We start from the raw sequence: 20,672 nt of genomic DNA, 5'->3' as shown, positions 1-20,672 counted from the left end.
TGACTACCTGAAACGTAAAGACGTTGAAGCGTACCAAGCACTGATCGCTAAACTGGGTCTGCGTCGCTAAGCGATTCGCAAACGCCAAGATCATCAAACGCCAGTCTTATGACTGGCGTTTTTCGTTATCAGTATTAAACCACCTCCTATGGAGGTGGTGATCGTTCTTGTGGGCTTTGCCCGAAGAGCGCTCATGTTAGAAGGTTCAACCTGTTTGTAACCAGCAAATAGGAGAACAACTAACATGAGCAGATATGAATCCGCTTCACACGTATTCTATCGTTGTCAGTATCACATCGTCTGGACGCCAAAGTACAGATTCAAGCTCCTGAAGGGGAGCTTAGGCAAAGAGTTGCATAGAGGGCTCTACATCTACAGCTCAATGAAGAAATGCAAAATCGTTGAACTAAATGTTCAAATTGACCATGTCCATTTGGTTGTCAGGATGCCCCCGAGCCTGAGTGTTTCAGAGTATGTGGGCTTCGTGAAAGGAAGAACCGCGATTAGGTTGTTTGCGAAGTATCCTTACTTGAGAAAGAAGAAACTGTGGGGTAATTACTTTTGGCAAAGAGGGTACTTCGTTGATTCCGTTGGGGCGAACGAAGACATAATCAGGCGGTATGTCAGGCATCAAGACAAGGTAGAGAAAGAAGAGCAAGAACGTCAGATGTCACTGGAAATGCAGTAGTATAGGTGAGCCCCCTTCTAGGGGGCCGTGTCAAAGCCACCTGCTCAGCAGGTGGATTTTTTACTTCTATCCCCGCAAGATTTGTCTTTCGCTGGTTTGTTTTTTCCCGGCTCTCACTGAATAGCTGTCTTATACCAATCCATATAAGTAACTGCTCATTCTTGCTGATTAAAATCATGGATGACAGCGTCAACGTTTTTGTAATTGACCCACAAGTCACGGCAAGCGCTCGCTCGTCCTCAATGATTTTCCCTGCGCAATCTCTGGTCACTTGCTTATCCGGATTGGTATTACTGCTAAGCGCGCCTCGGTTGAGCGAAATGTGTTGGAAAACTGCCCACTCAAACAATTTATTACTTCTTTATGCCGACCTTGCACAGGCTGTTTGGTGCCGGGCGTACCGATTGAACACCTACCCATAAAGGCCGGATTTGCCGATAAATCCAGCGTATTTCCTTACTTTATAAGGTGTTTGTGCGATTCCTGAGCGAACACGCATATTATTCAAAAAAGTGTTTGACTAAATTTCTGCAGCCAGTAATATGCACACCCGAAATCGCGGTGAGGTGGCCGAGTGGCTGAAGGCGCTCCCCTGCTAAGGGAGTATAGGGTTTGTAGCCCTATCGAGGGTTCGAATCCCTCCTTCACCGCCATCGATTTCAACGCGCGTGTAGCTCAGCTGGATAGAGTACCTGGCTACGAACCAGGCGGTCGGAGGTTCGAATCCTTCCACGCGCGCCATATTTTACAAAAGGCTCATGGACATGAGCTTTTTTTGTCGACAGTGTTATTGTGCGCGTGTAGCTCAGCTGGATAGAGTACCTGGCTACGAACCAGGCGGTCGGAGGTTCGAATCCTTCCACGCGCGCCATTATTTACCTGCTTTGCAGGTCAAGAGTTTACTGCGCGCGTGTAGCTCAGCTGGATAGAGTACCTGGCTACGAACCAGGCGGTCGGAGGTTCGAATCCTTCCACGCGCGCCATCTTTTTCTTGAAAATTCTAAGCCTTCATCTAGGCTTTAGAAACACCACGCGCGTGTAGCTCAGCTGGATAGAGTACCTGGCTACGAACCAGGCGGTCGGAGGTTCGAATCCTTCCACGCGCGCCATCTCTCTCTTTCTCTTTATAACTTCATTTTATTTCAGTTGTTTGTCATGACCTTGTTGGCAGGCTGATTATCGCCCACATCGCAACTGATGACTCCACAGTCGCTTACTCGTGTGGCTATCGCTCGCTACAGGCCGCTGAATCCTTCCCAAATCGTTTACCTTGTTCATGCTCACTGGCTTACGCTTTCGTAGGCTGTAGTACAAATTAGGACCTAAGTTTCAGACATTTGTGCATAAAACTTGTTAATTATTCAATCATATAGCGCCGAAGGCCTGTTCAGTTTGTGTACGCGTTATCAGCTTTTTAGTCACCAACAAGCCACTTTGATAAATGTAAACATTCTGTTAATGGCGTGACTTGGTTAAAAATAACAGCGCACACTGTATTAACAGTAAGTTTGAGCAAGATCCCAGTAGTGAGTGGAATATCCATAATTGCATAAACATTCACCATGTGTCGTTGCTTTTTTACAGAGTGCGTGCAATTCTAGCTTGTCGTCTAAAAATGGAACTATTTGTATGACTAGCAATCTTTCTCATCCCTCAGTTGGGGAACAGTTGCTTGACGCAGCAGAACTCTTGGGTATCGGCATGGTGGCCGTATTCGCATTCTTGTCTCTGCTTATTCTGGCGATCGTGGTCCTGTCCAAGTTCGCACCACCTGTCGAAGCACCTGTAGCCGCAAAGCCTGCGGCGAAGCCAGTTCAAACTACTAACAATACTGCTGTTATGGCTGCAATCACTGCGGCTGTTCATCAGTATCGGAAGGCACAATAATATTTAGAGGAACCCCCCCATGTCTAAGCCACTCGCTTTAACTGATGTCGTGTTGCGCGATGCGCACCAGTCTCTATTGGCTACACGCCTGCGTATCGAAGATATGCTCCCCATTGCTTCTGAGCTGGATAAGCTCGGCTACTGGTCACTGGAAACCTGGGGCGGCGCTACCTTCGATTCATGTATTCGTTTCTTGGGTGAAGATCCATGGGAGCGTCTGCGCGAACTGAAAAAGGTAATGCCAAACACCAAGCAACAAATGTTGCTACGTGGCCAAAACCTACTGGGCTACCGTCACTATGCTGATGACGTAGTAGCGAAGTTCGTTGAGCGTGCCGTAACCAACGGTATGGACGTATTCCGTATCTTTGATGCGATGAACGACCCACGTAACTTCCAGGCAGCGGTTAAAGCGGCTATCGAAAACGGTGCACACGCTCAAGGTACCCTGTCTTACACCACCAGCCCAATCCACACGCTGGAGAACTGGGTAGGTCTGGCCAAGACTCTGGAAGACATGGGCTGCCACTCTATCTGTATTAAAGACATGTCAGGTCTGCTTAAGCCTTACGAAGCAGAAACCCTGATTAAGCGTCTGAAAGCAGAAACTGATATGGAGCTGGCACTACACTGTCACGCGACTACCGGTCTGAGCCTGCCAACCCAAATGAAAGCCATTGAAGCGGGCATCGACATTATCGATACCTCTATCTCTTCAATGAGCTGCACCTACGGCCACAGCCCAACAGAAACTGTTGTTGCTATGCTGCAAGGCACCGAGCGCGATACTGGCTTGGATCTGTCTAAACTGGAAGGCATCGCGGCTTACTTCCGTGAAGTACGTAAGAAGTACGCGAAGTTCGAAGGTAGCCTGAAAGGTGTTGATTCACGCATCCTGATTGCTCAAGTACCTGGCGGTATGTTGACCAACATGGAAGCGCAGCTTAAAGAGCAGGGCGCTGCCGACCGTATCGACGAAGTACTGGCTGAGATTCCTAAAGTTCGTGAAGACCTGGGCTACATTCCTCTGGTGACTCCGACCTCGCAAATCGTTGGCTCTCAATCGGTTATCAACGTACTGATGGGCGAGCGCTACAAAACCATCACTAAAGAGACCGCAGGCGTACTGTCTGGCCAATACGGTAAGGCTCCGGGTGAAGTAAACAAAGAGCTGCAAGCACGTGTTCTAGATGGCGCTGAGCCAATCACTTGCCGCCCTGCCGACCTGATTGCTGCCGAGATGGACCAGCTGCAAGAAGAGATCGTTAAGCTGTCTAAGGAAGAAGGCTTCAAACTGGCAGAGAATACCGTTGATGACGCTCTGACTTACGCGCTGTTCCCACAAATCGGTCTTAAGTTCCTGAAAAACCGTGGTAACCCAGATGCGTTCGAGCCAGTGCCAAGCGCTGACGACGTGAAGCCAGCCGCTGCACCTGCTAAAGCTGCTGCGAAAGGTGGCGTAGAGACTTACTCGGTACGTGTTGATGGCCAGCTGTACACCGTAGATGTAGGCCCAGAAGGCTCTATCGAAGGTGTTGCCCCAGCCGCCGCTGCTGCGCCTGCTGCTGCCGCCGCTCCAGCCCCTGCTGCAGGCGCCGGTGAGCCACTGAGTGCGCCAATGGCCGGTAACATCTTCAAAGTAATGGCCAAGCCTGGCGACCAAGTTCAGGAAGGCGACGTGCTGCTGATCATGGAAGCGATGAAGATGGAAACTGAAGTACGCTCCACCACTACCGGTGCAGTAAGCGAAGTGAACGTCAAGGAAGGCGATTCGGTTGCAGTGGGCGAAACCCTGCTGACCATCGCGTAAGGAGCGCTTTGTGGAAGGATTTAAGACCCTTTGGCTAACCACTGGTCTGGCGAACTTTGAGCTGGCCCAGTTGGTGATGATTGCAGTGGGCCTCGGCCTACTGTTTCTGGCCATTGCTAAGAAGTTTGAGCCGCTGTTGCTGTTGCCTATCGGCTTCGGTGCGGTGCTATCAAACATCCCGCTAGCAGGCTTTACCGATCCAGGCGGTGTGCTGTACTACGTGTACTACATGGGTGTTGATACCGGGGTATTCCCGCTGTTGATCTTCATGGGCGTAGGTGCACTGACCGACTTTGGCGCGCTAATCGCTAACCCACGCATGTTGCTGTTGGGTGCCGCAGCGCAGTTCGGTATCTTCGCCACCTTGTTTGGTGCGATCTTGCTGAACTACGTACCGGGCTTCGAGTTCACCCTGGCTGATGCCTCGGCGATTGCGATTATCGGTGGTGCAGATGGCCCAACCGCTATCTTCTTGTCGTCTAAGCTGGCGCCACACCTATTGGGTGCGATTGCGGTAGCGGCCTACTCATACATGGCGCTGGTGCCAATTATCCAGCCGCCAATTATGAAGGCCCTGACCACTGAAGAAGAGCGTCAGATCAAGATGGACCAACTGCGTCCGGTAAGCATGCGTGAGAAGATCATCTTCCCAATTGCGGTACTGACCTTGGCTATCCTGTTCTTGCCAACCGCTACACCGCTGGTAGGTATGTTCTGTCTGGGTAACCTGATGCGTGAATCGGGTGTGGTTGACCGTCTGAGCAAAACTGCGCAGAACGAGCTGATTAACATCGTGACCATCTTCCTAGGTCTGGCAGTGGGCTCTAAGCTGAATGCTGAGCAGTTCCTGACTTGGAACACCATCGGTATTCTGGTTCTGGGTATGATTGCCTTCGGTATCGGTACTGCCTCTGGCGTATTGATGGCGAAACTGATGAGCCGCTTGAGCGGTGGTAAGATCAACCCACTTATCGGTGCGGCCGGTGTATCTGCAGTACCGATGGCGGCACGTGTTGTGAACAAGGTTGGCCTTGAGTCTAACCCACACAACTTCCTGCTGATGCATGCGATGGGACCAAACGTTGCTGGGGTACTGGGTAGTGCCGTAGCGGCAGGTATCCTGCTCTCGCTGGTTGGCGGTTAAGCCGAAACCTGAAACGAAAAAACCTGGTGCGTGCACCAGGTTTTTTTATGTCTGAACGTCACAGAATGCTAACGGGTCAAGTACATCATCAAGCTGAAAAAGCCAATCAGAAAGGTGCTGCCACCGATGATGATGTAGTAGCCAAGCCGTCCATCCTTCATGCTTTTGCCAAAGCGAAACAAGATCAAGGTCCAAAAAACCGACAGAATCAGGGGCAGTAAGAAAAATCTGGCCATGGTGAATTCCTATTGTTTTTATTCAATTTTAGTTCTTTTATACCCGAATAACCTCAAGATGCAGGATTCAGAGGAACTCAATGTCTATAGGGCGGGGCGAAAGCATGAAGGAATGGTGAGCCATTTCAAATGATTTCAACGACGAACTATAGACATTGAGTTCCTCCCAAAGGGCGAGTTTTCCAAACCCTCATACTGCGTTACTATTCCTTGATTTAGACCACTAGATCTGCGGAACAGTGCCTTGTCTGAGGGCTTGGAAAATCTCGCTGAACAAGCATCTTGAGGCTATTCGGGTATACGAGCAAATTCGTCTGCTGGCTTCACAGCAACGGGCTTTCTTTCGCTTGTTGTCGCGGTTTATTCTAGTCGCAAAGAATATTGTGGGAAGCATGTGTGCTCGCGCTGATGGTATTTTAAGCGAATGCGCAGCGCGATAGGCAATCGGGTAGAACATTTTGCTCGCACCGTCGTCTAACTCAACAGCTAAATCAACATCTTGTCATTGAGTTCAGCGCTCGAAACTGGACAATGAGCTCGCCTTACGCTGTTTACAAGGAGTGGCCCATCGGATGTGGTGGTTGATGTTTTTTAGTGCGCTGTCGTCGGCAACGCTATTGCCCGGTAGCTCCGAGGTATTGATTGTCTCGTTGGCGGTACGTGAACCTGAGATGGCCCCAGCGTTGTTGGTGTCAGCGACGCTGGGCAACACCATCGGTGGCTATATCACCTTCTTTATGGGGTGGGGCGCGGTGGTGCTGGGCAGGCGCTATACCGGGTGGCTGCCCTCTGAAAAAGAGCAAGCCAGAGCGATGCCGTGGCTCAAGCGCTATGGTTGGTGGAGCTTGCTACTGAGCTGGACACCGGTGATTGGCGATGCGCTTTGCCTGTTGGCCGGAGCCGCCAAGCTACCCATTATTCAAAGTGGGCTGGCGATGTTAGTTGGAAAGGCGCTGCGTTACGCGGTGCTGTTGTATGTTGCGGGATTTTTGGGAGGATAGTATGCAACGATGGTGGAAGATTGGATTGTTGCTCGGTGTGCTTGCCGGATGTAGTAGTTGGCAGGACAACCCAGCGCAGTCAACGCTGCCATCGGGTGTGACGCTCCTAGAAGACCACCTACCGGAGCAAAACTCTCTCGGAGTACACTATCAAAAGTACCAGCTCGACAACGGCCTGACGGTACTGCTCTATCCTAACGATGACTCACCGCTAACCCATGTTGACGTGACCTACCATGTTGGCTCCAGCCGTGAGGTGCAGGGCAAGTCTGGCTTCGCCCACTTTTTTGAGCACATGATGTTTCAAGGCTCCAAGCACGTTGGCGATCAGGAACACTTCCGCATCGTTAACGAAGCGGGTGGCAGCATGAATGGCACCACCAACAAAGATCGCACCAACTACTACCAAACCGTGCCCTCCAACCAGCTGGAAACTGTGCTGTGGCTGGAAGCCGACCGCATGGGATTTTTACTGGAAGCGGTCAGCGAGCGTAAGTTTGAGATCCAGCGGAATGCGGTGAAAAATGAGCGCGCCCAGCGCGTCGACAACGCCCCTTACGGCTTGATGCTGGAGCGGCTCGACGAAGCGCTCTATCCCCGCGAGCACCCATACTCCTGGCAACCTATTGGCTACGTGGAAGACCTCGACCGGGTTGATGTGAACGACCTGAAGGCCTTCTTCCTGCGCTGGTATGGCCCCAATAACGCGGTACTGACCATCGGCGGCGACTTCGACACCCAGCAAACACTGGAATGGGTTATCCAGTACTTTGGCGGGATCCCGCAAGGCCCTGAGGCAGGCAAGCTGCCTCCGCAGCCTGCCGAGCTTGATGAAACCCGTTATATCACCTTGGAAGACCGCGTCCATATCCCGGTGCTGCTGATGAGCTACCCCACGGTCTATCTCGGCCATCAGGATGAAGTGGCGCTGGATATGTTCTCTGAGGTTCTCGGCGGCGGCAAAAGCTCGCTACTCTACCAGCGCTTGGTGGAGAGCGGAAAAGCCCTGTCTGCCAGCAGCTCCCATTACTGCCAAGAGCTGGCATGTACCCTGAGCGTGTATGTGCGGCTGAACCCGCAATCAGAATACACCCTGGCCGATATCGAGGCCGAGGTGGACTTGGCGATTGCCGAATTCCGCGAGCGCGGCGTGACCGATGAGGACCTCGCGCGGGTGCAAGCCTCGCTGCGCGCTTCGTCGATCTTTGGCATGGAAAGCGTGCCCGATGTGGTGCGCCAACTGGCCTTTGGCGAAACCTTCCTCGATGACCCGCTGTTTGTTGAATCGGTGATTGCACAGTTCGATGCGGTAACCCGCGAGCAAGTCGATAGCGCCTATCGCCACTATATCGAAGGCAAGCCGCGGGTGGTGCTGAGCGTAGTACCGCGCGGCAAGCTCGAGCTAGCCGCTGCACCAGTAAACTTCGAGCCTGAGCAGCGCCAGTGGCCAGAGCATCACACCATCGCCCCCGAGAGCTTGGCCTATCGTACGGTAGAGGATGATTTTGATCGCAGCGTGCAACCGCCAGCCGGTAAAGCGCCGCAGATGAACCTGCCAGAGCTATGGCAAGTGGAGCTGAGTAACGGCATAGCCCTACTGGGCACCTCCGAGCATAACAACCCGACGACGACCTTACGCCTACGGATGCCCGGCGGCGCCTTGTCGGAGTCACCAGAGCTTTACGGCATTGCTAAGCTCACTGCCGCGATGCTTAAGCAGAGCTCACAGGCACGCAGCGCTTCAGCGTTGACCGACCGCCTCGAAGAGCTGGGCGCATCGATTAGCTTTAGCGCCGGGCTCAGCGATCAGATCATCGAAGTGCGCAGCTTGAGTGAGAACCTTGAAGAGGTACTGGGGCTGCTAGAAGACCAACTTCTAAACCCAGCCTTTGATGAGCAAGAGTTCCAGCGCGAGCAGGCGCGCTACCTGCAAAGCATCGAGCAGCGTTTTAACCAGAGCCAATGGCTGGCCAGCGTGATGGCGCAAACTCTCACATTTGGGCAAGACAGCCGTTTGGGTAGCTCCAGTTATGGCACCCGCGAGAGCATCGCCAATATCACCTTAGACGATGTGAAGGCGTTCTGGCAGCAACACTATCAGCCAAGGCCGAGCCAGATGGTTGCGGTAACTAACCTCAGCGCCGAGCAACTGCAAGACAAGCTCAAGCCCTTGGTCACCAAGTGGCAGGGTGAGTCGGCTTCTGCCGGTAGCCTGAGCCAACAGAGGCAAGCCAAGCCGGGGATCTACCTGATCGATCGCCCGGGCGCGGTGCAAACCGCCTTACGGATCACCCGACCGGCCTTGGCCTATGATGCTACCGGTGACTTCTTCAAAGCCAATCTGATGAACTTTAACTTCGGCGGTAACTTCAACAGCCGGATCAACCAGAATCTGCGTGAAGACAAGGGCTACACCTATGGGGTGAGCTCCTACTTCTCGGGGTTTGAGCAAGGCGGCAGCTTTGTTATCTCCAGTGACATTCGCCGCGATGCCACCGCAGCAGCTATCTCTGAGCTGCTACAAGAACTGCACAGCTACATGGATAGCGGCCCCAGCGAGCAAGAGCTGGAGTACATGCGCAGCGCGGTAACCCAGCAGGAGGCGCTCTCTTATGCAACGCCAAGCCAGAAGGCGTCTTTCTTGATGTTGATGCAGATGTATCAGCTGGAGCCGGACTTTGTCGAGCAGCAGCAGCTGATCACCAACAGCATCAGCAGCGAAGAGCTGCAGGCGCTGGCGGCGCGCTTCTTCTCTCCCGAGGAGATGTGCATTGTGGTGGTGGGCGATAAACGTGCCTTGCTGCCGGATCTAGAGCGACTTGGCCTGCCGGTCCAAGAGGTAGAACTGTAAACGCTTTTCCCGCCGCGGAGCGTACCTATACGCGGCGGGATATTGCGGTGAAAAATCAGCCGTAGAGAGCGCTAAGCGGCCGTGAAAGTAGTAATTGCCCGGCATTACCGCTATTCTTGGCGGCACTAACAGCGAATTAACAATACGGATCAAATTTTGTCGCAACTGAAGCACTTAGAGCAATTGCAGTCGCTCTTAAAGGACACCGGCTTATGTGGCATTAAACGCGGAATCGAGCGCGAAGCATTACGCATCACGCCGCAGGGCGCGTTGGCCACCGATCCCCATCCCGCTGAGCTCGGCTCAGCCCTGACTCATCCGCTTATAACCACCGATTACTCGGAATCGTTGCTGGAGTTTATTACTCCGGTATCGGAGAACGTGGCGACATTGCTGTCGCGTCTGGCGGATATCCATCACTTCAGTGTTAAGCATATCGGTGAGCAGCGCCTATGGCCGCTCAGCATGCCATGCTACGTGGGCGACCCCGACGATATCAATCTGGCCGACTATGGTCAGTCCAATATCGGCAAGATGAAACGGGCCTATCGTGAGGGCCTTAAGCGTCGCTACGGTAGTCCGATGCAGATTATCTCGGGTGTGCACTACAACTTTTCGCTGCCGATGCACTTTTGGGAGATGAAGCAGAAGCTGGATGGCGATAGCCAGCCGCTGCAGGATTACATCTCTGAGCAGTATATGGCGCTGATCCGCAACTTCTATCGCTACGGCTGGATGGTCGCCTACCTTTATGGCGCCTCACCGGCGGTCTGTGGTTCATTTGTCGATGGCAAGGGCTCCAAGCTGCCATTCGAAACCCTAGGCCAAGGCACCCGCTATCTGCCGTTTGCCACCTCGCTGCGCCTCAGTGACCTTGGCTACACCTCCAACGAGCAGAATCACCTCGAGATTAACTACAACAGCGTGGCCGAGTATGTCAGCTCGGTGCAAGCTGCGGTGAATCGCCACTCCGAGCGCTTTGAAGAGTTGGGTGTGAAGGTAGACGGCGAGTACCGCCAGCTTAATGCTAACGTGCTGCAGATTGAGAATGAGCTGTACGCGCCGATTCGCGCCAAGCGGGTGGCCAAATCAGGGCAAACCCCCTCGCAGGCGCTGTCGCAGGGCGGGGTTGAGTATATCGAGATCCGCGCGCTGGATGTGAATCCATTCTCACCACAGGGCGTGACCGAGCAGCAAGTGCGGGTCATCGACAGCCTGCTACTGGCCTGCCTGTTGTTACCCTCTGCGCCAATGGGCCAGTTGGAGCTGCAAAACTGCCGCTACAACTTCAACCAAGTGGCGGTGCGAGGCCGTGACCCTCAGCTAAATCTGGCCATCAATGGCGAAGATGCGCCGATTGGCCAATACATCGAACAGCTGCTGGCCAAGATGGAGCAAGCCGCAGAGCTGCTGGATACCTGTCGACTAGAAGCCGATTTCGGCAGTGCCTTGGCAGAGGCGAAGCACGAAGTTGAACAAGGCCATACCTACTCAGCGCGGGTGATGGATACCTTGCTCTCTCAGGATCTGGATAACAGCCGTTGGGGATTGGAGCTAGCCCAGCAGTATCGCGAGCAATTACTCGACCATCAGGGGCGAAATTGGCAGTACAGCGACTTCGCTCAGATGACCCAGCACAGTTTTTCTCAACAATCTGAGATAGAACGCAACGATACGCTTTCTTTTGATGCCTTCTTAGAGCAATATTTTATCAACGCAAATCAATAGATTATCGAGACCTGACATGTTCAAACAGTGGTTGATTGTGGCGCTGACCGTAGTCAGCGTGAGCGCCTGTAGTAGCAAACCGCCAGCGCAGCCGGAAAACCTGTGCGAGATCTTCAAGGAAAAGCGCGACTGGTACAAAGCGGCCAAGAAGATGAACAAGAAGTGGGGCACCCCGGTACATGTGCCAATGGCGATGATGTATCAGGAGTCCAGCTTCAAGCACAACGCTCGCCCGCCGATGCAATACTGGTTTGGCTTTATCCCAGTTGGGCGCGCCAGTGATGCTTATGGCTTTAGCCAGGCTAAGACCATGACCTGGGACGATTACATCAAGGAGACCGGCCGCCGCGGTGCGTCGCGCACCAACTTCGGTGATGCCATCGACTTTATGGGTTGGTTTACCAACAAGACCTACCAGATCAACGGAGTGTCGAAATGGGATGCCCGCAATCAGTACCTCAACTACCACGAGGGTTGGACTGGGTATAAGCGCGGCACCCATCATCAGAAACAGTGGCTGATCAAAGTTGCTGGTCGGGTGGATGAGCGCTCTAAACGCTACGCTGCCCAGTACAACCAATGTAAAAAAGACCTCGATCGCAGCTGGCTGTGGCGACTATTCTTTGGTTAAATTGCCCGCTTAATTCACAGAGAGAACGACTATGCCTCTACTAGACAGCTTTACCGTGGATCACACCCGTATGCAGGCACCTGCGGTACGTGTGGCGAAGACCATGGCCACCCCGAAGCAAGATACCATCACGGTATTTGACCTACGTTACTGCCTGCCGAATCAGGAGATCCTGTCCGAGAGAGGTATTCACACTCTGGAGCACCTGTTCGCCGGCTTTATGCGCGACCATCTAAACGGTGATCAGGTTGAGATCATCGACATCTCGCCGATGGGCTGTCGTACCGGTTTCTACATGAGCCTGATTGGTCAGCCTGAAGAGCAAGCCGTGGCCGATGCCTGGCTGGCCTCGATGCACGATGTGCTTAAGGTTGCCGCGCAAAATGACATTCCCGAGCTGAACGAGTACCAGTGCGGTACTGCCGAGATGCACTCGCTGGAAGAAGCCAAAGCGATTGCGCAGAACATCATCGACCGCGGTATTGGCGTGAACAAAAACGACCAGCTCGCGCTGGGCGAAGAGATCCTAGGTAAGCTGTAGGCGTAACCGCGAGGGATTGAAAAAGCAGCTCGTGAGCTGCTTTTTTTATGCCCACCGCTAGCGGCTGCGCGGTTTGCGATAGTAGCTGGGGATGACCCGCGCGAGAGTCACGGTGTTGTTCTCCACCTCGATAATCTCCATCGGGTAGCCAGACAAGCGCACACATAGGTTGGCATCGGGAATATCTTCAAGGTGCTCCACAATCAAGCCATTAAGCGTTTTCGGCCCGTCGGTGGGCAGCTTCCAGCCCATCTCCTTGTTGAGGTCGCGGATGTTGGCGGTGCCATCAACCAGATAGCTGCCGTCGATCTGCGGGTGGATCTCATCGGAGGGATCCGGCGCCATATTGGTGGTGAAGTCACCGACAATCTCTTCCAGAATATCTTCCAGCGTCACTAGCCCCTGGATATCGCCATACTCATCGACAATCAGGCCGATACGCTCTTTCTTCATCTGGAAGTTAAGCAGCTGCACGTTGAGCGGGGTATTCTCGGGAATAAAGTAGATCTGCTTCAGTGCACGCAGCAGCGAGGTCTTATCGAACTGGCTACGCGATAGCAGACGCAGGGCATCTCGGGCGTGCACAAAGCCCACCGCATCGTCGATATTGTCGCGGTAGACCAGCACCTTGGTATGCGAGCTCTGGGTGAGCTGGCGCTGAATGTCTTCCCAGTCGTCGTTGACATCGATGGCGACGATCTCATTGCGCGGCACCATGATGTCATCCACCGTTACCTTCTCTAAATCGAGAATACCCAACAGCATATCTTGGTGGCGCTGTGGGATCATCGCGCCAGCTTCATGGACCACGGTACGTAGCTCTTCGCGGCTCAGGGCATCGCCCTGGCTTTGGTCTGGCTTAATGCGCAGCAACCACAGTACCCCGCCGGTCACGCTGTTGGTGACCCACACCAGTGGCATCAGCAGTTTCAACATAGGGGTATACAGCCACGACGCAGGGTAGGCGATCTTCTCCGGATACATAGTGGCCAGCGTCTTTGGTGTGACTTCGGCGAATACTAAGATCACAAAGGTCAGGGTAAAGGTAGCGATGGCGATCCCCACGCTACCGAACAGGCGCAAACCAATCACGGTGGCGATGGCCGAGGCCATAATGTTCACCAAGTTGTTGCCAATCAGGATCAGGCCAATCAGTTTGTCGGGGCGTTTTAGCAGCTTGTCGACCCGCATGGCGGCGCGATGCCGTTTGTTAACCAAGTTGCGCAGGCGATACCGGTTGAGTGACATCATGCCGGTTTCAGAGCTGGAGAAGAAAGCGGAACAACAAATGAGAAATGCGAGTATCAGCAGTAAGGTACTCGTCGAGAGCTCGTCCAAGAATGGCGATCCTTATGAAATTCAACCCGACTATTTAACTGGCCTTACCAATCACTGTCAAGTATTGCTAAGTGATAGCTAACTATGGGCAACAGCAGGTGATTTGCCGGCACTGGCAAGAGTGATTAGGCAAGCTAGATAACGCGGCCTAGCGACCGAGGATCAGCTCCCGGACGATGCGCGAGCCAAAGTAAGCCAGCGATAGCAGCAGCGCGCCCAATACACTCATGGTGGTCACACGGCGGCCGCGCCAGCCTTGCTGGTAGTGACCCCACAACAAGAGCGCATACACCAGCCACGCTAGTACGCTAAATACCGCTTTGTGGGCCTTACCGCTGGCGAACAGGTCGCCTAAGAAGAAGTAGCCCGACACCAAGCTCAGGGTGAGCAACACAAAACCCAGCGAGACTAAGCGAAACAGTTGGCGCTCAATTACCATCAGCGAGGGCAGGGCGGGGTGCAGCGCTCGTGCTTTGTGCTCTTTGAGGCTGCGGTCCAGGTAGGCCAGCTGCAAAGAGTAGAGCGCAGCAATCATCAGCACGGTAAACGAGGCCAGAGCGAGGCTGATATGAATCAGGATCTGCGGGCGTAGCTCGAGGTGGATGATGTAATGGCTGGGGATAAAATTAGCCAGCAGCAGCGCCAGAATCGCGAACAAGTAGATCACCGGCAATACGAACCACAACTTGAAGGTACGCGCTAGCACGGTGGTGGAGGTGGTGATCAGCAGGGCTATCAGGCAAGCGATATTGAAGATACTTAAGTCTTGCCCGCCAGCAAAGAACAGCTCTTGCCACAGCCAAATGGCATGTAGGGCGATGGCAGCACCGGCGCTCATCGACAGGGGAAGACTGGCTACTGTTTGCTTATCCTTCAACGCGCGGATACATACGTAGCCGGCAAGAACATAAAGGATGCAGATTGCGACAACCAAAACACTCATAAAAAACAGTAGCCTGGAAAATGAATTGCACCAGTATACGCATGCGGGCAGGGCTCTGCCATACCTAAGCTTTACAACATTCAATGCCTGTTGTCAGGTTGTGGGACAAGGACTCGCGCACTAACCGTGTGATGAAGTATCACCATGGGTGTTATTCTGTATATAATACCCCGCTAAACTTGAGGTGTTATCCTGTAGATAGCACCCCGTCAAATTCAAATAGTCGCTTTTTCGGAATCACAGGATAAGGCATGTTTCAAAATCTCTCAGACCGACTCTCCAAAACGCTGAAGAACATCAGCGGACGCGGTCGTCTTACCGATGACAACATCAAAGAAACCCTGCGCGAAGTGCGTATGGCTTTGCTGGAGGCTGACGTCGCCTTACCGGTGGTACGCGAATTTGTAAAAACCGTTAAAGAGCGCGCCCTCGGCCAAGAAGTTAACAAGAGCCTAAGTCCGGGCCAGGTATTCGTTAAGATCGTCCAGCAAGAGCTGGAAAAGGCGATGGGCGAAGCCAATGAAGAGCTGAACCTGGCCTCGCAGCCTCCTGCTGTAGTGATGATGGCGGGTCTGCAAGGTGCCGGTAAAACCACCTCGGTTGGTAAACTGGCGCGTTTCTTAAAAGAGCGTCACAAGAAGAAAGTAATGGTGGTGAGCGCCGACGTATACCGTCCGGCCGCGATCAAACAGCTGGAAACTCTGGCCGGCGAAGTGGGCGTTGAGTTCTTCCCAAGCAGCGTAGAGCAAAAGCCAGTTGATATCGTAAACGGTGCTATCGATGCTGCGCGTAAGCAGTTTGCTGACGTGCTGCTGGTGGATACTGCCGGTCGTCTGCACGTCGACGAGCAGATGATGGACGAGATCAAGGCCTTACACGCGGCGGTTGAGCCGGTGGAAACCCTGTTCGTGGTCGACTCGATGACCGGTCAAGATGCGGCCAACACCGCCAAGGCCTTCAACGATGCATTGCCGCTAACCGGTGTGATCCTAACCAAGGCCGATGGTGACGCCCGTGGTGGTGCTGCCCTATCTATTCGTCATATCACCGGTAAGCCGATTAAGTTCATCGGTATGGGCGAGAAGAGCGACGCGCTCGAGCCCTTCCACCCTGAGCGTATTGCCTCGCGTATCCTCGGCATGGGCGACGTGCTGTCGTTGATCGAAGAAGTTGAGCGCAAGGTTGATAAAGACAAGGCGCAAAAACTGGCGCAGAAGGTCACCAAGGGCGACGGCTTTGATTTGGAAGACTTCCGTGAGCAGTTGGCGCAGATGCGCGACATGGGCGGCATGATGGGCCTGATGGACAAGCTACCCGGTATGAGTAATATGCCTGCGCATATGAAAGACCAGATGGACGACAAGCTAACCGTGCGGATGGAAGCGATCATCAGCTCCATGACTCCCGGTGAGCGTGCCCGTCCTGACATTATCAAGGGCTCACGCAAGCGTCGTATCGCCGCCGGTTCTGGCGTGCAGATCCAAGACGTGAACAAGCTGCTGAAACAGTTTACCCAGATGCAGAAAATGATGAAGAAGATGAAGGGTAAAGGCGGCATGCGCAAGATGATGAGCCAAATGAAAGGCATGATGCCTCCCGGCGGAATGGGTGGCATGGGCGGTGGCTTTGGTGGCGGCCGCGGTCGCTTCTAAGCGACTGCTAATCCCTGATACTAAAAAACGCGCCTTAAGGCGCGTTTTTTGTTATTACAGTGCAAGTCAGGCTGGTTAGCTAGCTAATCGCGCAAAGCAGGCCATCACCTCATCGCTGGCGGTTTCTAGCTGTTCCAGCAATTGGTTGCGCTGGGACTGCTGCTCAGCGGCCAGCGCTTGCTCGGCCAAGCGATGGGCCTCTTGATGTGGGCGCTCTAAGGCGCGGAAGGCTTGGTTGTCGGCAAACTGGTCGCGACCTTGGCCTTGCAGCCACTCGCCCACGCCACAGGCGCTAGGGTCGCCAATCTCAGCCGAGCCACTATTTGCATCAATGGCCTCGTACACCCGCGCTTTCCACGCAAGATGCTGGGCGCGCGCCGCTTCGACACTGCCCAGATCGGCGTGCTGCTCGAGCACGCTCTGCATGCTTTTAGACAGCAGCATCGCTTCATCGATGGTTTCGGTGCCTTGGCCGGCTTGTTCGACCAGCTCGGTACAGATGCTGTGAGTCTCGCTCAGGTGTTGGTCGGTGGTTTCGGTGTCCGCTTCAATCTGCGATACCAGTGATGCGACCTCGCTACTGGCTTCGCTGGCGCGTTTAGCCAAGGCGCGTACCTCATCGGCAACAACTGCAAAGCCACGGCCCTGTTCACCGGCGCGGGCTGCTTCAATCGCTGCGTTGAGGGCCAGCAGGTTAGTCTGCTCAGAGATGTTGGCGATGATGCCTACGAATTGGGTGATGTTGCCGGCCACTTCTTTCAGTTTTGACAGGCTCTCCATACTTAGCGAGGCGTGCTCACTCAAGCGATCCAGCTCTTTGTTGATACTGGCAAGACTTGCCGAGGAGTAGTCAAAGGCGCTAGCGCTGTCGTTAAACTTCTGGCGCTGCTCTTGTAGCGAACCGCTCAGATGGCGCAGGTTTTCCTTAACTGCATCGACGCCTTGGAAGCTGCGCAGCAGCAGCTGGCTGTGCTTGTCCTGCTCTGGGTCGCCGAGGGGGCGGGCTGCCAGTGCTTGATTCTCTGCTTGAAGCTCGGCCACTTGCTGCTCAAGTTGCTGGTTCTGCTTTTCCAGCTCCAGCTGGCGAGCTTGTAATTCGTTTAGTTCCTTGGTGTTCTTCCAAAACATGCGTTTACCTATTAAAGCGAATAGTAATAACAGCGAGAATGTGGCGACATGCTACGCGGCGGATATGACGTTAGAGTTAACGTAAACAAACTGCCTTGATACTTTAAACAATGTCATGAGTAGCGCCTAGCGCTAATCCGCCAAAATGCCAAATTAAGCAGATTTATCAGAGGATTAAGTGAGGTAAAACAAGGCGAGGAGCCGTTTGGGGAAGTGTCGGAGCAGGCAAGGGAGTGCTGAGCCGCCGGCATGGCCGGCGACCCGTTCTCGCGAGTTAGCTGTATAGCTCACTCAAGGTGTGTGAGAACTGCGGGAAGCTAAGCGACTTGGCATTGTCGACTTTAGCTTGCTCCGGATCCGGATGTAGCCACAGCAGCAGGCCATCTGCCCCTAGCTGTTTGGCGGCCTTCGCCAGTGGCGCAATCTGCTCGCGACGCTCGATGGCTTCGCCCGGATTCACTATCACCGGCAGGTGGGTGCGTGAGCGCAGCAGCGGGATGGCGCTCAGGTCCAAAGTTGCCTTGCCTTGGCCCTCGAAGGTGCGTACCCCCGACTCACACAGGATCACCTGTTGGTTGCCCTGCGCCAGTATAAAGTCCGCGGCTTTGAGCCACTCATCCAGCGAGGCAATGTTGTTGCGCTCGAGTACCACCGGACGGGTGGTTTTACCCAGCTCGCGCAGCAGGTTGAAGTTTTGCATGTGGCGGGCGCGCACATACAAGATGTCTGCTTTGCTTGCCAACGTGGCGACTTGGTCGAGGTAGCTCACCTCGGTCATCACGGGTACGTGGTAGTGCTTGCCGGCTTGACTGAGGTAGCCCAAGCCTTCTTCGCCCAAACCTTGGAAGCTGTAGGGCGAGCTGCGCGGCTTGAAGCACCCGGCTTGCAAGATGGCGCCGCCGGACTCTTTAAGCTGCTGGGCACAGGCCATAATCTGGTTTTGGCTCTCGACTGCGCCGGGGCCTGCGATGGTAATAAACTCGCCGTCGCCAATCTGCACATCGCCAACTCGGATAACCGTGGAACTCGGCTTGTGGCTGCGGCTCGATAGCGCGCCATCGTCTTGCTCGGTATTGATCAAGGTGCTTGGCTGTTCGTCTTGCTTGCTGACCAGCGCGGTCAGTGGGATCTGAGTCGGATCGACATCTTCGCTAGGGTAGCAACCGAGCACCTTCACGTAGCGGGTGATGCGGCTTAGTTCCGCCAGCGCCGATTGCATCTGATCGGACCGTACATTGGCTGACACATCGATGTAGAACATCTCTTCCCAAGGGTTGCCCTGTACCGGGCGCGACTCCAGCTTGCTCATATTGATCTTGTGTTCACGCAGTACCAGCAAGGCCTCTACCAACGAGCCGGGCTGTTGGCTGGTGCTCATGATCAAGGTGGTACGCGCGGGTACCTGATCGGCCACTTCAATGGGCGAGGCCGATACCACGATGAAGCGAGTTTCGTTACGGGTTTGGTTAGCGATATCGGTCTGCAGGGCTTGCAGGCCATACATCTCGCCACCGGCTGAGCTACCTAGGGCGGCGATGTTCGGGTCATCGCTGTTAGCGACAATCTCCATCGCCTTGGAGGAGCTGTCGACAAACTCTACCCGTATGCCCGGCACGGTACGCAGGTAACGGCTGCACTGCTGATAAGGCTGTGGGTGGGCGTAGAGGGTAGTTAGCTGATCGATACGGCTACCGGGTTTGGCAAGAATGCCGTGATCGATGTTATTCGATAGCTCGCCGACAATCGACAGGCTGGTTTGCTGCAGCACATCGTACACCTCGTTGATACTGCCCGAGGAGGTGTTCTCTATCGGCAGGATACCGTAATCGGCCTGGCCGCTTTCTACGCTGTCAACAATCTCTTGGAAGCCCACACAACCCAGTTCCACCACTTGTTTTTGATAGCGGGAGAAGTAGCGATGAGTAGCGATGTTGCTGTAGGAGCCCTTACTGCCCAAAAACGCCACGCGTACTGCGCTTTGCTGTTGCTCGGGGTTGGTCAGTTCTTGTAGGAAGGCTTGTTGGGAGAGCACCGAGTCTTCAATGATGGTGTGGTAGAGCTGGGTCACGTAGTGAGCATCCAGACCTAACTCGCGGCCCTTATTGACCAGCCTAATCAGCAGCTGCTGTTCACGCTCTTGGTCTCGCACCGCCTTGGGGTTGGCCAGTTTGCTCTTGGCCACTTCCACACTTAGCTGGCGACGCTCGTTGAGCAGCGTCAGCAGGTTTTGGTCGAGCGAGGTTATGCGCTCGCGTATATGTTCTAGTGAAGACATCTTTTCATCCCTACATAATAAAAAACCTCCCGAGTGGGAGGCTTTAATTTGTTGTGTGCTTTCTTTTTTGCACCACCAAGGCCTCCCTAATTAGGTGGAGTAAAAAAGAAAGCAAACAAAAATCGAATCTGAACAGTTTTCATGCGTTTAAAATAAAAAGCTCGGAGAGATAAGTCAAGCGCCCCGGACAAGGGCGCTCGTATTAGGCAGTGTTAAGTGTGTTGTTTAGTTAAATGTATGGACTAAGCTACGTGGGTTTCAGCCTCCTGCTCTGGTAGCTCGTGGTTACGAATCTGTTGTTTGCCCGAACGGCTGGGGCGCTTGGCTAAAGGTTTGGATTGGAACTTATGTAGCTGCCGCTCGAGCTTGTGACCCATATTGTTGATGGCTACATAAAGATCTTCGTGTTCGTCACTGGCAAATAACTGGCCGTGGGGCAGATTGATAAGAGCTTCAATTTTCATCGAATTTTTACCTTCGATGATAATCACCTTGGGAGAGATAAGTGGGATTTGATTCTTTTCTAGTTTGCTTAATCGAGCCTCAATTGCAGTTCTCATGGAAGGGGTAATGGCAACGGTTTTACTGGTAATGTCTATAATCATAGGCCTCCCTCATAACGCCAGTGAATCTAGTTCCAGATTACGGTTTTGGCAGATAAATAATGTGATCCAGCTCGCTGGTTATAGCCATTTGTTCTCGTGCTTTAAGCATTTGTGACGCCCTCAGGGAAAACCCTTTCCCGATGCCAAAAAGTTCTTGCATCACCGCCACAGACAAGGCAAATTGGAATGGATAATACAGCGATTGACTATTCAC

General features: G+C 53.6%; 16 protein-coding genes, 5 tRNA genes, 1 pseudogene and 1 other annotated feature. Of the genes and pseudogenes, 15 read left to right on the top strand and 7 right to left on the bottom strand.

The window, feature by feature from the left end; genetic code table 11:
- Nucleotides 1-244: 244 nt before the first annotated feature.
- The 9 genes from tnpA to G462_RS0115025 all read left to right on the top strand — a co-directional run bounded on the left by tnpA (nucleotide 245) and on the right by G462_RS0115025 (nucleotide 5,529).
- Complete coding sequence (gene tnpA, locus G462_RS0115065; RefSeq protein WP_026959722.1) at nucleotides 245-688, top strand: IS200/IS605 family transposase; 444 nt, start codon at nucleotides 245-247, stop codon at nucleotides 686-688.
- A gap of 560 nt (nucleotides 689-1,248) precedes the next feature.
- Nucleotides 1,249-1,341: transfer RNA gene (locus tag G462_RS0115060), tRNA-Ser, on the top strand.
- 11 nt (nucleotides 1,342-1,352) lie between these two features.
- Nucleotides 1,353-1,429 (top strand) — tRNA-Arg (locus G462_RS0115055).
- A 53-nt stretch (nucleotides 1,430-1,482) separates the two neighbouring features.
- Nucleotides 1,483-1,559: transfer RNA gene (locus G462_RS0115050), tRNA-Arg, on the top strand.
- Nucleotides 1,560-1,594: 35 nt separating this feature from the next.
- A tRNA-Arg gene (locus tag G462_RS0115045) sits at nucleotides 1,595-1,671 on the top strand.
- A 49-nt stretch (nucleotides 1,672-1,720) separates the two neighbouring features.
- A tRNA-Arg gene (locus tag G462_RS0115040) sits at nucleotides 1,721-1,797 on the top strand.
- A 520-nt stretch (nucleotides 1,798-2,317) separates the two neighbouring features.
- Complete coding sequence (locus tag G462_RS0115035; protein ID WP_026959721.1) at nucleotides 2,318-2,575, top strand: OadG family protein; 258 nt, start codon at nucleotides 2,318-2,320, stop codon at nucleotides 2,573-2,575.
- Nucleotides 2,576-2,594: 19 nt separating this feature from the next.
- Nucleotides 2,595-4,385, top strand: a complete 1,791-nt coding sequence (gene oadA, locus G462_RS0115030) for a sodium-extruding oxaloacetate decarboxylase subunit alpha (protein ID WP_026959720.1) — start codon at nucleotides 2,595-2,597, stop codon at nucleotides 4,383-4,385.
- Nucleotides 4,386-4,395: 10 nt separating this feature from the next.
- Nucleotides 4,396-5,529 (top strand): sodium ion-translocating decarboxylase subunit beta, encoded by a 1,134-nt coding sequence (locus tag G462_RS0115025; protein ID WP_026959719.1) that lies wholly within the window; start codon nucleotides 4,396-4,398, stop codon nucleotides 5,527-5,529.
- A gap of 68 nt (nucleotides 5,530-5,597) precedes the next feature.
- On the opposite strand, the gene G462_RS24685 is transcribed toward G462_RS0115025, so the two are convergent.
- Nucleotides 5,598-5,765 (bottom strand): hypothetical protein, encoded by a 168-nt coding sequence (locus G462_RS24685; RefSeq protein ID WP_169720175.1) that lies wholly within the window; start codon nucleotides 5,763-5,765, stop codon nucleotides 5,598-5,600.
- 572 nt (nucleotides 5,766-6,337) lie between these two features.
- On the opposite strand from G462_RS24685, the gene G462_RS0115015 reads away from it, so the two are divergent.
- The 5 genes from G462_RS0115015 (at nucleotide 6,338) to luxS (ending at nucleotide 12,517) form a co-directional block, all read left to right on the top strand.
- A complete protein-coding gene (locus G462_RS0115015) occupies nucleotides 6,338-6,766 on the top strand; it encodes a YqaA family protein (protein ID WP_035477876.1) in 429 nt (142 codons plus the stop codon).
- Nucleotide 6,767: 1 nt separating this feature from the next.
- The gene (locus tag G462_RS0115010) at nucleotides 6,768-9,617 is read left to right on the top strand and encodes a M16 family metallopeptidase (protein WP_035477873.1); all 2,850 of its coding nucleotides are present in this window, start codon (nucleotides 6,768-6,770) and stop codon (nucleotides 9,615-9,617) included.
- Between the two features lie 156 nt (nucleotides 9,618-9,773).
- Nucleotides 9,774-11,345, top strand: a complete 1,572-nt coding sequence (gene gshA / locus G462_RS0115005; protein ID WP_035477871.1) for a glutamate--cysteine ligase — start codon at nucleotides 9,774-9,776, stop codon at nucleotides 11,343-11,345.
- 16 nt (nucleotides 11,346-11,361) lie between these two features.
- A complete protein-coding gene (locus tag G462_RS0115000; protein ID WP_035477867.1) occupies nucleotides 11,362-11,976 on the top strand; it encodes a transglycosylase SLT domain-containing protein in 615 nt (204 codons plus the stop codon).
- Between the two features lie 31 nt (nucleotides 11,977-12,007).
- Nucleotides 12,008-12,517: an S-ribosylhomocysteine lyase gene (luxS, locus tag G462_RS0114995; RefSeq protein ID WP_026959714.1), complete on the top strand. Its 510-nt coding sequence runs from the start codon at nucleotides 12,008-12,010 to the stop codon at nucleotides 12,515-12,517.
- Nucleotides 12,518-12,574: 57 nt separating this feature from the next.
- On the opposite strand, the gene G462_RS0114990 is transcribed toward luxS, so the two are convergent.
- Together G462_RS0114990 and G462_RS0114985 are read right to left on the bottom strand one after the other, a co-directional pair.
- Nucleotides 12,575-13,855: an HlyC/CorC family transporter gene (locus G462_RS0114990; protein ID WP_026959713.1), complete on the bottom strand. Its 1,281-nt coding sequence runs from the start codon at nucleotides 13,853-13,855 to the stop codon at nucleotides 12,575-12,577.
- 148 nt (nucleotides 13,856-14,003) lie between these two features.
- Nucleotides 14,004-14,798: a cytochrome C assembly family protein gene (locus tag G462_RS0114985; protein WP_026959712.1), complete on the bottom strand. Its 795-nt coding sequence runs from the start codon at nucleotides 14,796-14,798 to the stop codon at nucleotides 14,004-14,006.
- Nucleotides 14,799-15,049: 251 nt separating this feature from the next.
- On the opposite strand from G462_RS0114985, the gene ffh reads away from it, so the two are divergent.
- Entirely contained in the window at nucleotides 15,050-16,450 is a 1,401-nt protein-coding gene (gene ffh / locus G462_RS0114980; protein WP_026959711.1) for a signal recognition particle protein, read from the top strand.
- 75 nt (nucleotides 16,451-16,525) lie between these two features.
- On the opposite strand, the gene G462_RS25125 is transcribed toward ffh, so the two are convergent.
- From G462_RS25125 to hpf, 4 genes and pseudogenes are all read right to left on the bottom strand, one after another.
- Nucleotides 16,526-16,876: a CZB domain-containing protein gene (locus G462_RS25125; RefSeq protein WP_245579581.1), complete on the bottom strand. Its 351-nt coding sequence runs from the start codon at nucleotides 16,874-16,876 to the stop codon at nucleotides 16,526-16,528.
- 75 nt (nucleotides 16,877-16,951) lie between these two features.
- Nucleotides 16,952-17,164, bottom strand: a pseudogene (locus G462_RS25120) (methyl-accepting chemotaxis protein); the annotation flags it as partial.
- Nucleotides 17,165-17,852: 688 nt separating this feature from the next.
- Nucleotides 17,853-19,853, bottom strand: coding sequence for a 3-deoxy-7-phosphoheptulonate synthase (aroF, locus tag G462_RS0114970; protein ID WP_026959710.1), 2,001 nt, complete (start codon nucleotides 19,851-19,853; stop codon nucleotides 17,853-17,855).
- 15 nt (nucleotides 19,854-19,868) lie between these two features.
- Nucleotides 19,869-19,991, bottom strand: a sequence feature (Phe leader region).
- Between the two features lie 104 nt (nucleotides 19,992-20,095).
- Nucleotides 20,096-20,458: a ribosome hibernation-promoting factor, HPF/YfiA family gene (hpf, locus tag G462_RS0114965; protein WP_026959709.1), complete on the bottom strand. Its 363-nt coding sequence runs from the start codon at nucleotides 20,456-20,458 to the stop codon at nucleotides 20,096-20,098.
- Nucleotides 20,459-20,672: the final 214 nt, after the last annotated feature.

The organism is Aliagarivorans taiwanensis DSM 22990, assembly GCF_000429505.1.
GTDB lineage: Bacteria > Pseudomonadota > Gammaproteobacteria > Enterobacterales > Celerinatantimonadaceae > Aliagarivorans > Aliagarivorans taiwanensis.
The sequence above is the reverse complement of the archived record's forward strand: the minus strand, read 5'-3'. Positions and strand labels throughout refer to the sequence as shown.

Bases quoted from the DNA above. Each gene is read 5' to 3' on its own strand.
- G462_RS0115015 (WP_035477876.1), top strand. From the start codon at position 6,338: ATGTGGTGGTTGATGTTTTTTAGTGCGCTGTCGTCGGCAACGCTATTG.
- G462_RS25125 (WP_245579581.1), bottom strand. From the start codon at position 16,876: ATGCAGAGCGTGCTCGAGCAGCACGCCGATCTGGGCAGTGTCGAAGCG.
- ffh (WP_026959711.1), top strand. From the start codon at position 15,050: ATGTTTCAAAATCTCTCAGACCGACTCTCCAAAACGCTGAAGAACATC.
- luxS (WP_026959714.1), top strand. From the start codon at position 12,008: ATGCCTCTACTAGACAGCTTTACCGTGGATCACACCCGTATGCAGGCA.
- hpf (WP_026959709.1), bottom strand. From the start codon at position 20,458: ATGATTATAGACATTACCAGTAAAACCGTTGCCATTACCCCTTCCATG.
- tnpA (WP_026959722.1), top strand. From the start codon at position 245: ATGAGCAGATATGAATCCGCTTCACACGTATTCTATCGTTGTCAGTAT.
- G462_RS24685 (WP_169720175.1), bottom strand. From the start codon at position 5,765: ATGGCCAGATTTTTCTTACTGCCCCTGATTCTGTCGGTTTTTTGGACC.
- G462_RS0115035 (WP_026959721.1), top strand. From the start codon at position 2,318: ATGACTAGCAATCTTTCTCATCCCTCAGTTGGGGAACAGTTGCTTGAC.
- oadA (WP_026959720.1), top strand. From the start codon at position 2,595: ATGTCTAAGCCACTCGCTTTAACTGATGTCGTGTTGCGCGATGCGCAC.
- G462_RS0114985 (WP_026959712.1), bottom strand. From the start codon at position 14,798: ATGAGTGTTTTGGTTGTCGCAATCTGCATCCTTTATGTTCTTGCCGGC.
- aroF (WP_026959710.1), bottom strand. From the start codon at position 19,853: ATGTCTTCACTAGAACATATACGCGAGCGCATAACCTCGCTCGACCAA.
- G462_RS0115010 (WP_035477873.1), top strand. From the start codon at position 6,768: ATGCAACGATGGTGGAAGATTGGATTGTTGCTCGGTGTGCTTGCCGGA.
- G462_RS0115000 (WP_035477867.1), top strand. From the start codon at position 11,362: ATGTTCAAACAGTGGTTGATTGTGGCGCTGACCGTAGTCAGCGTGAGC.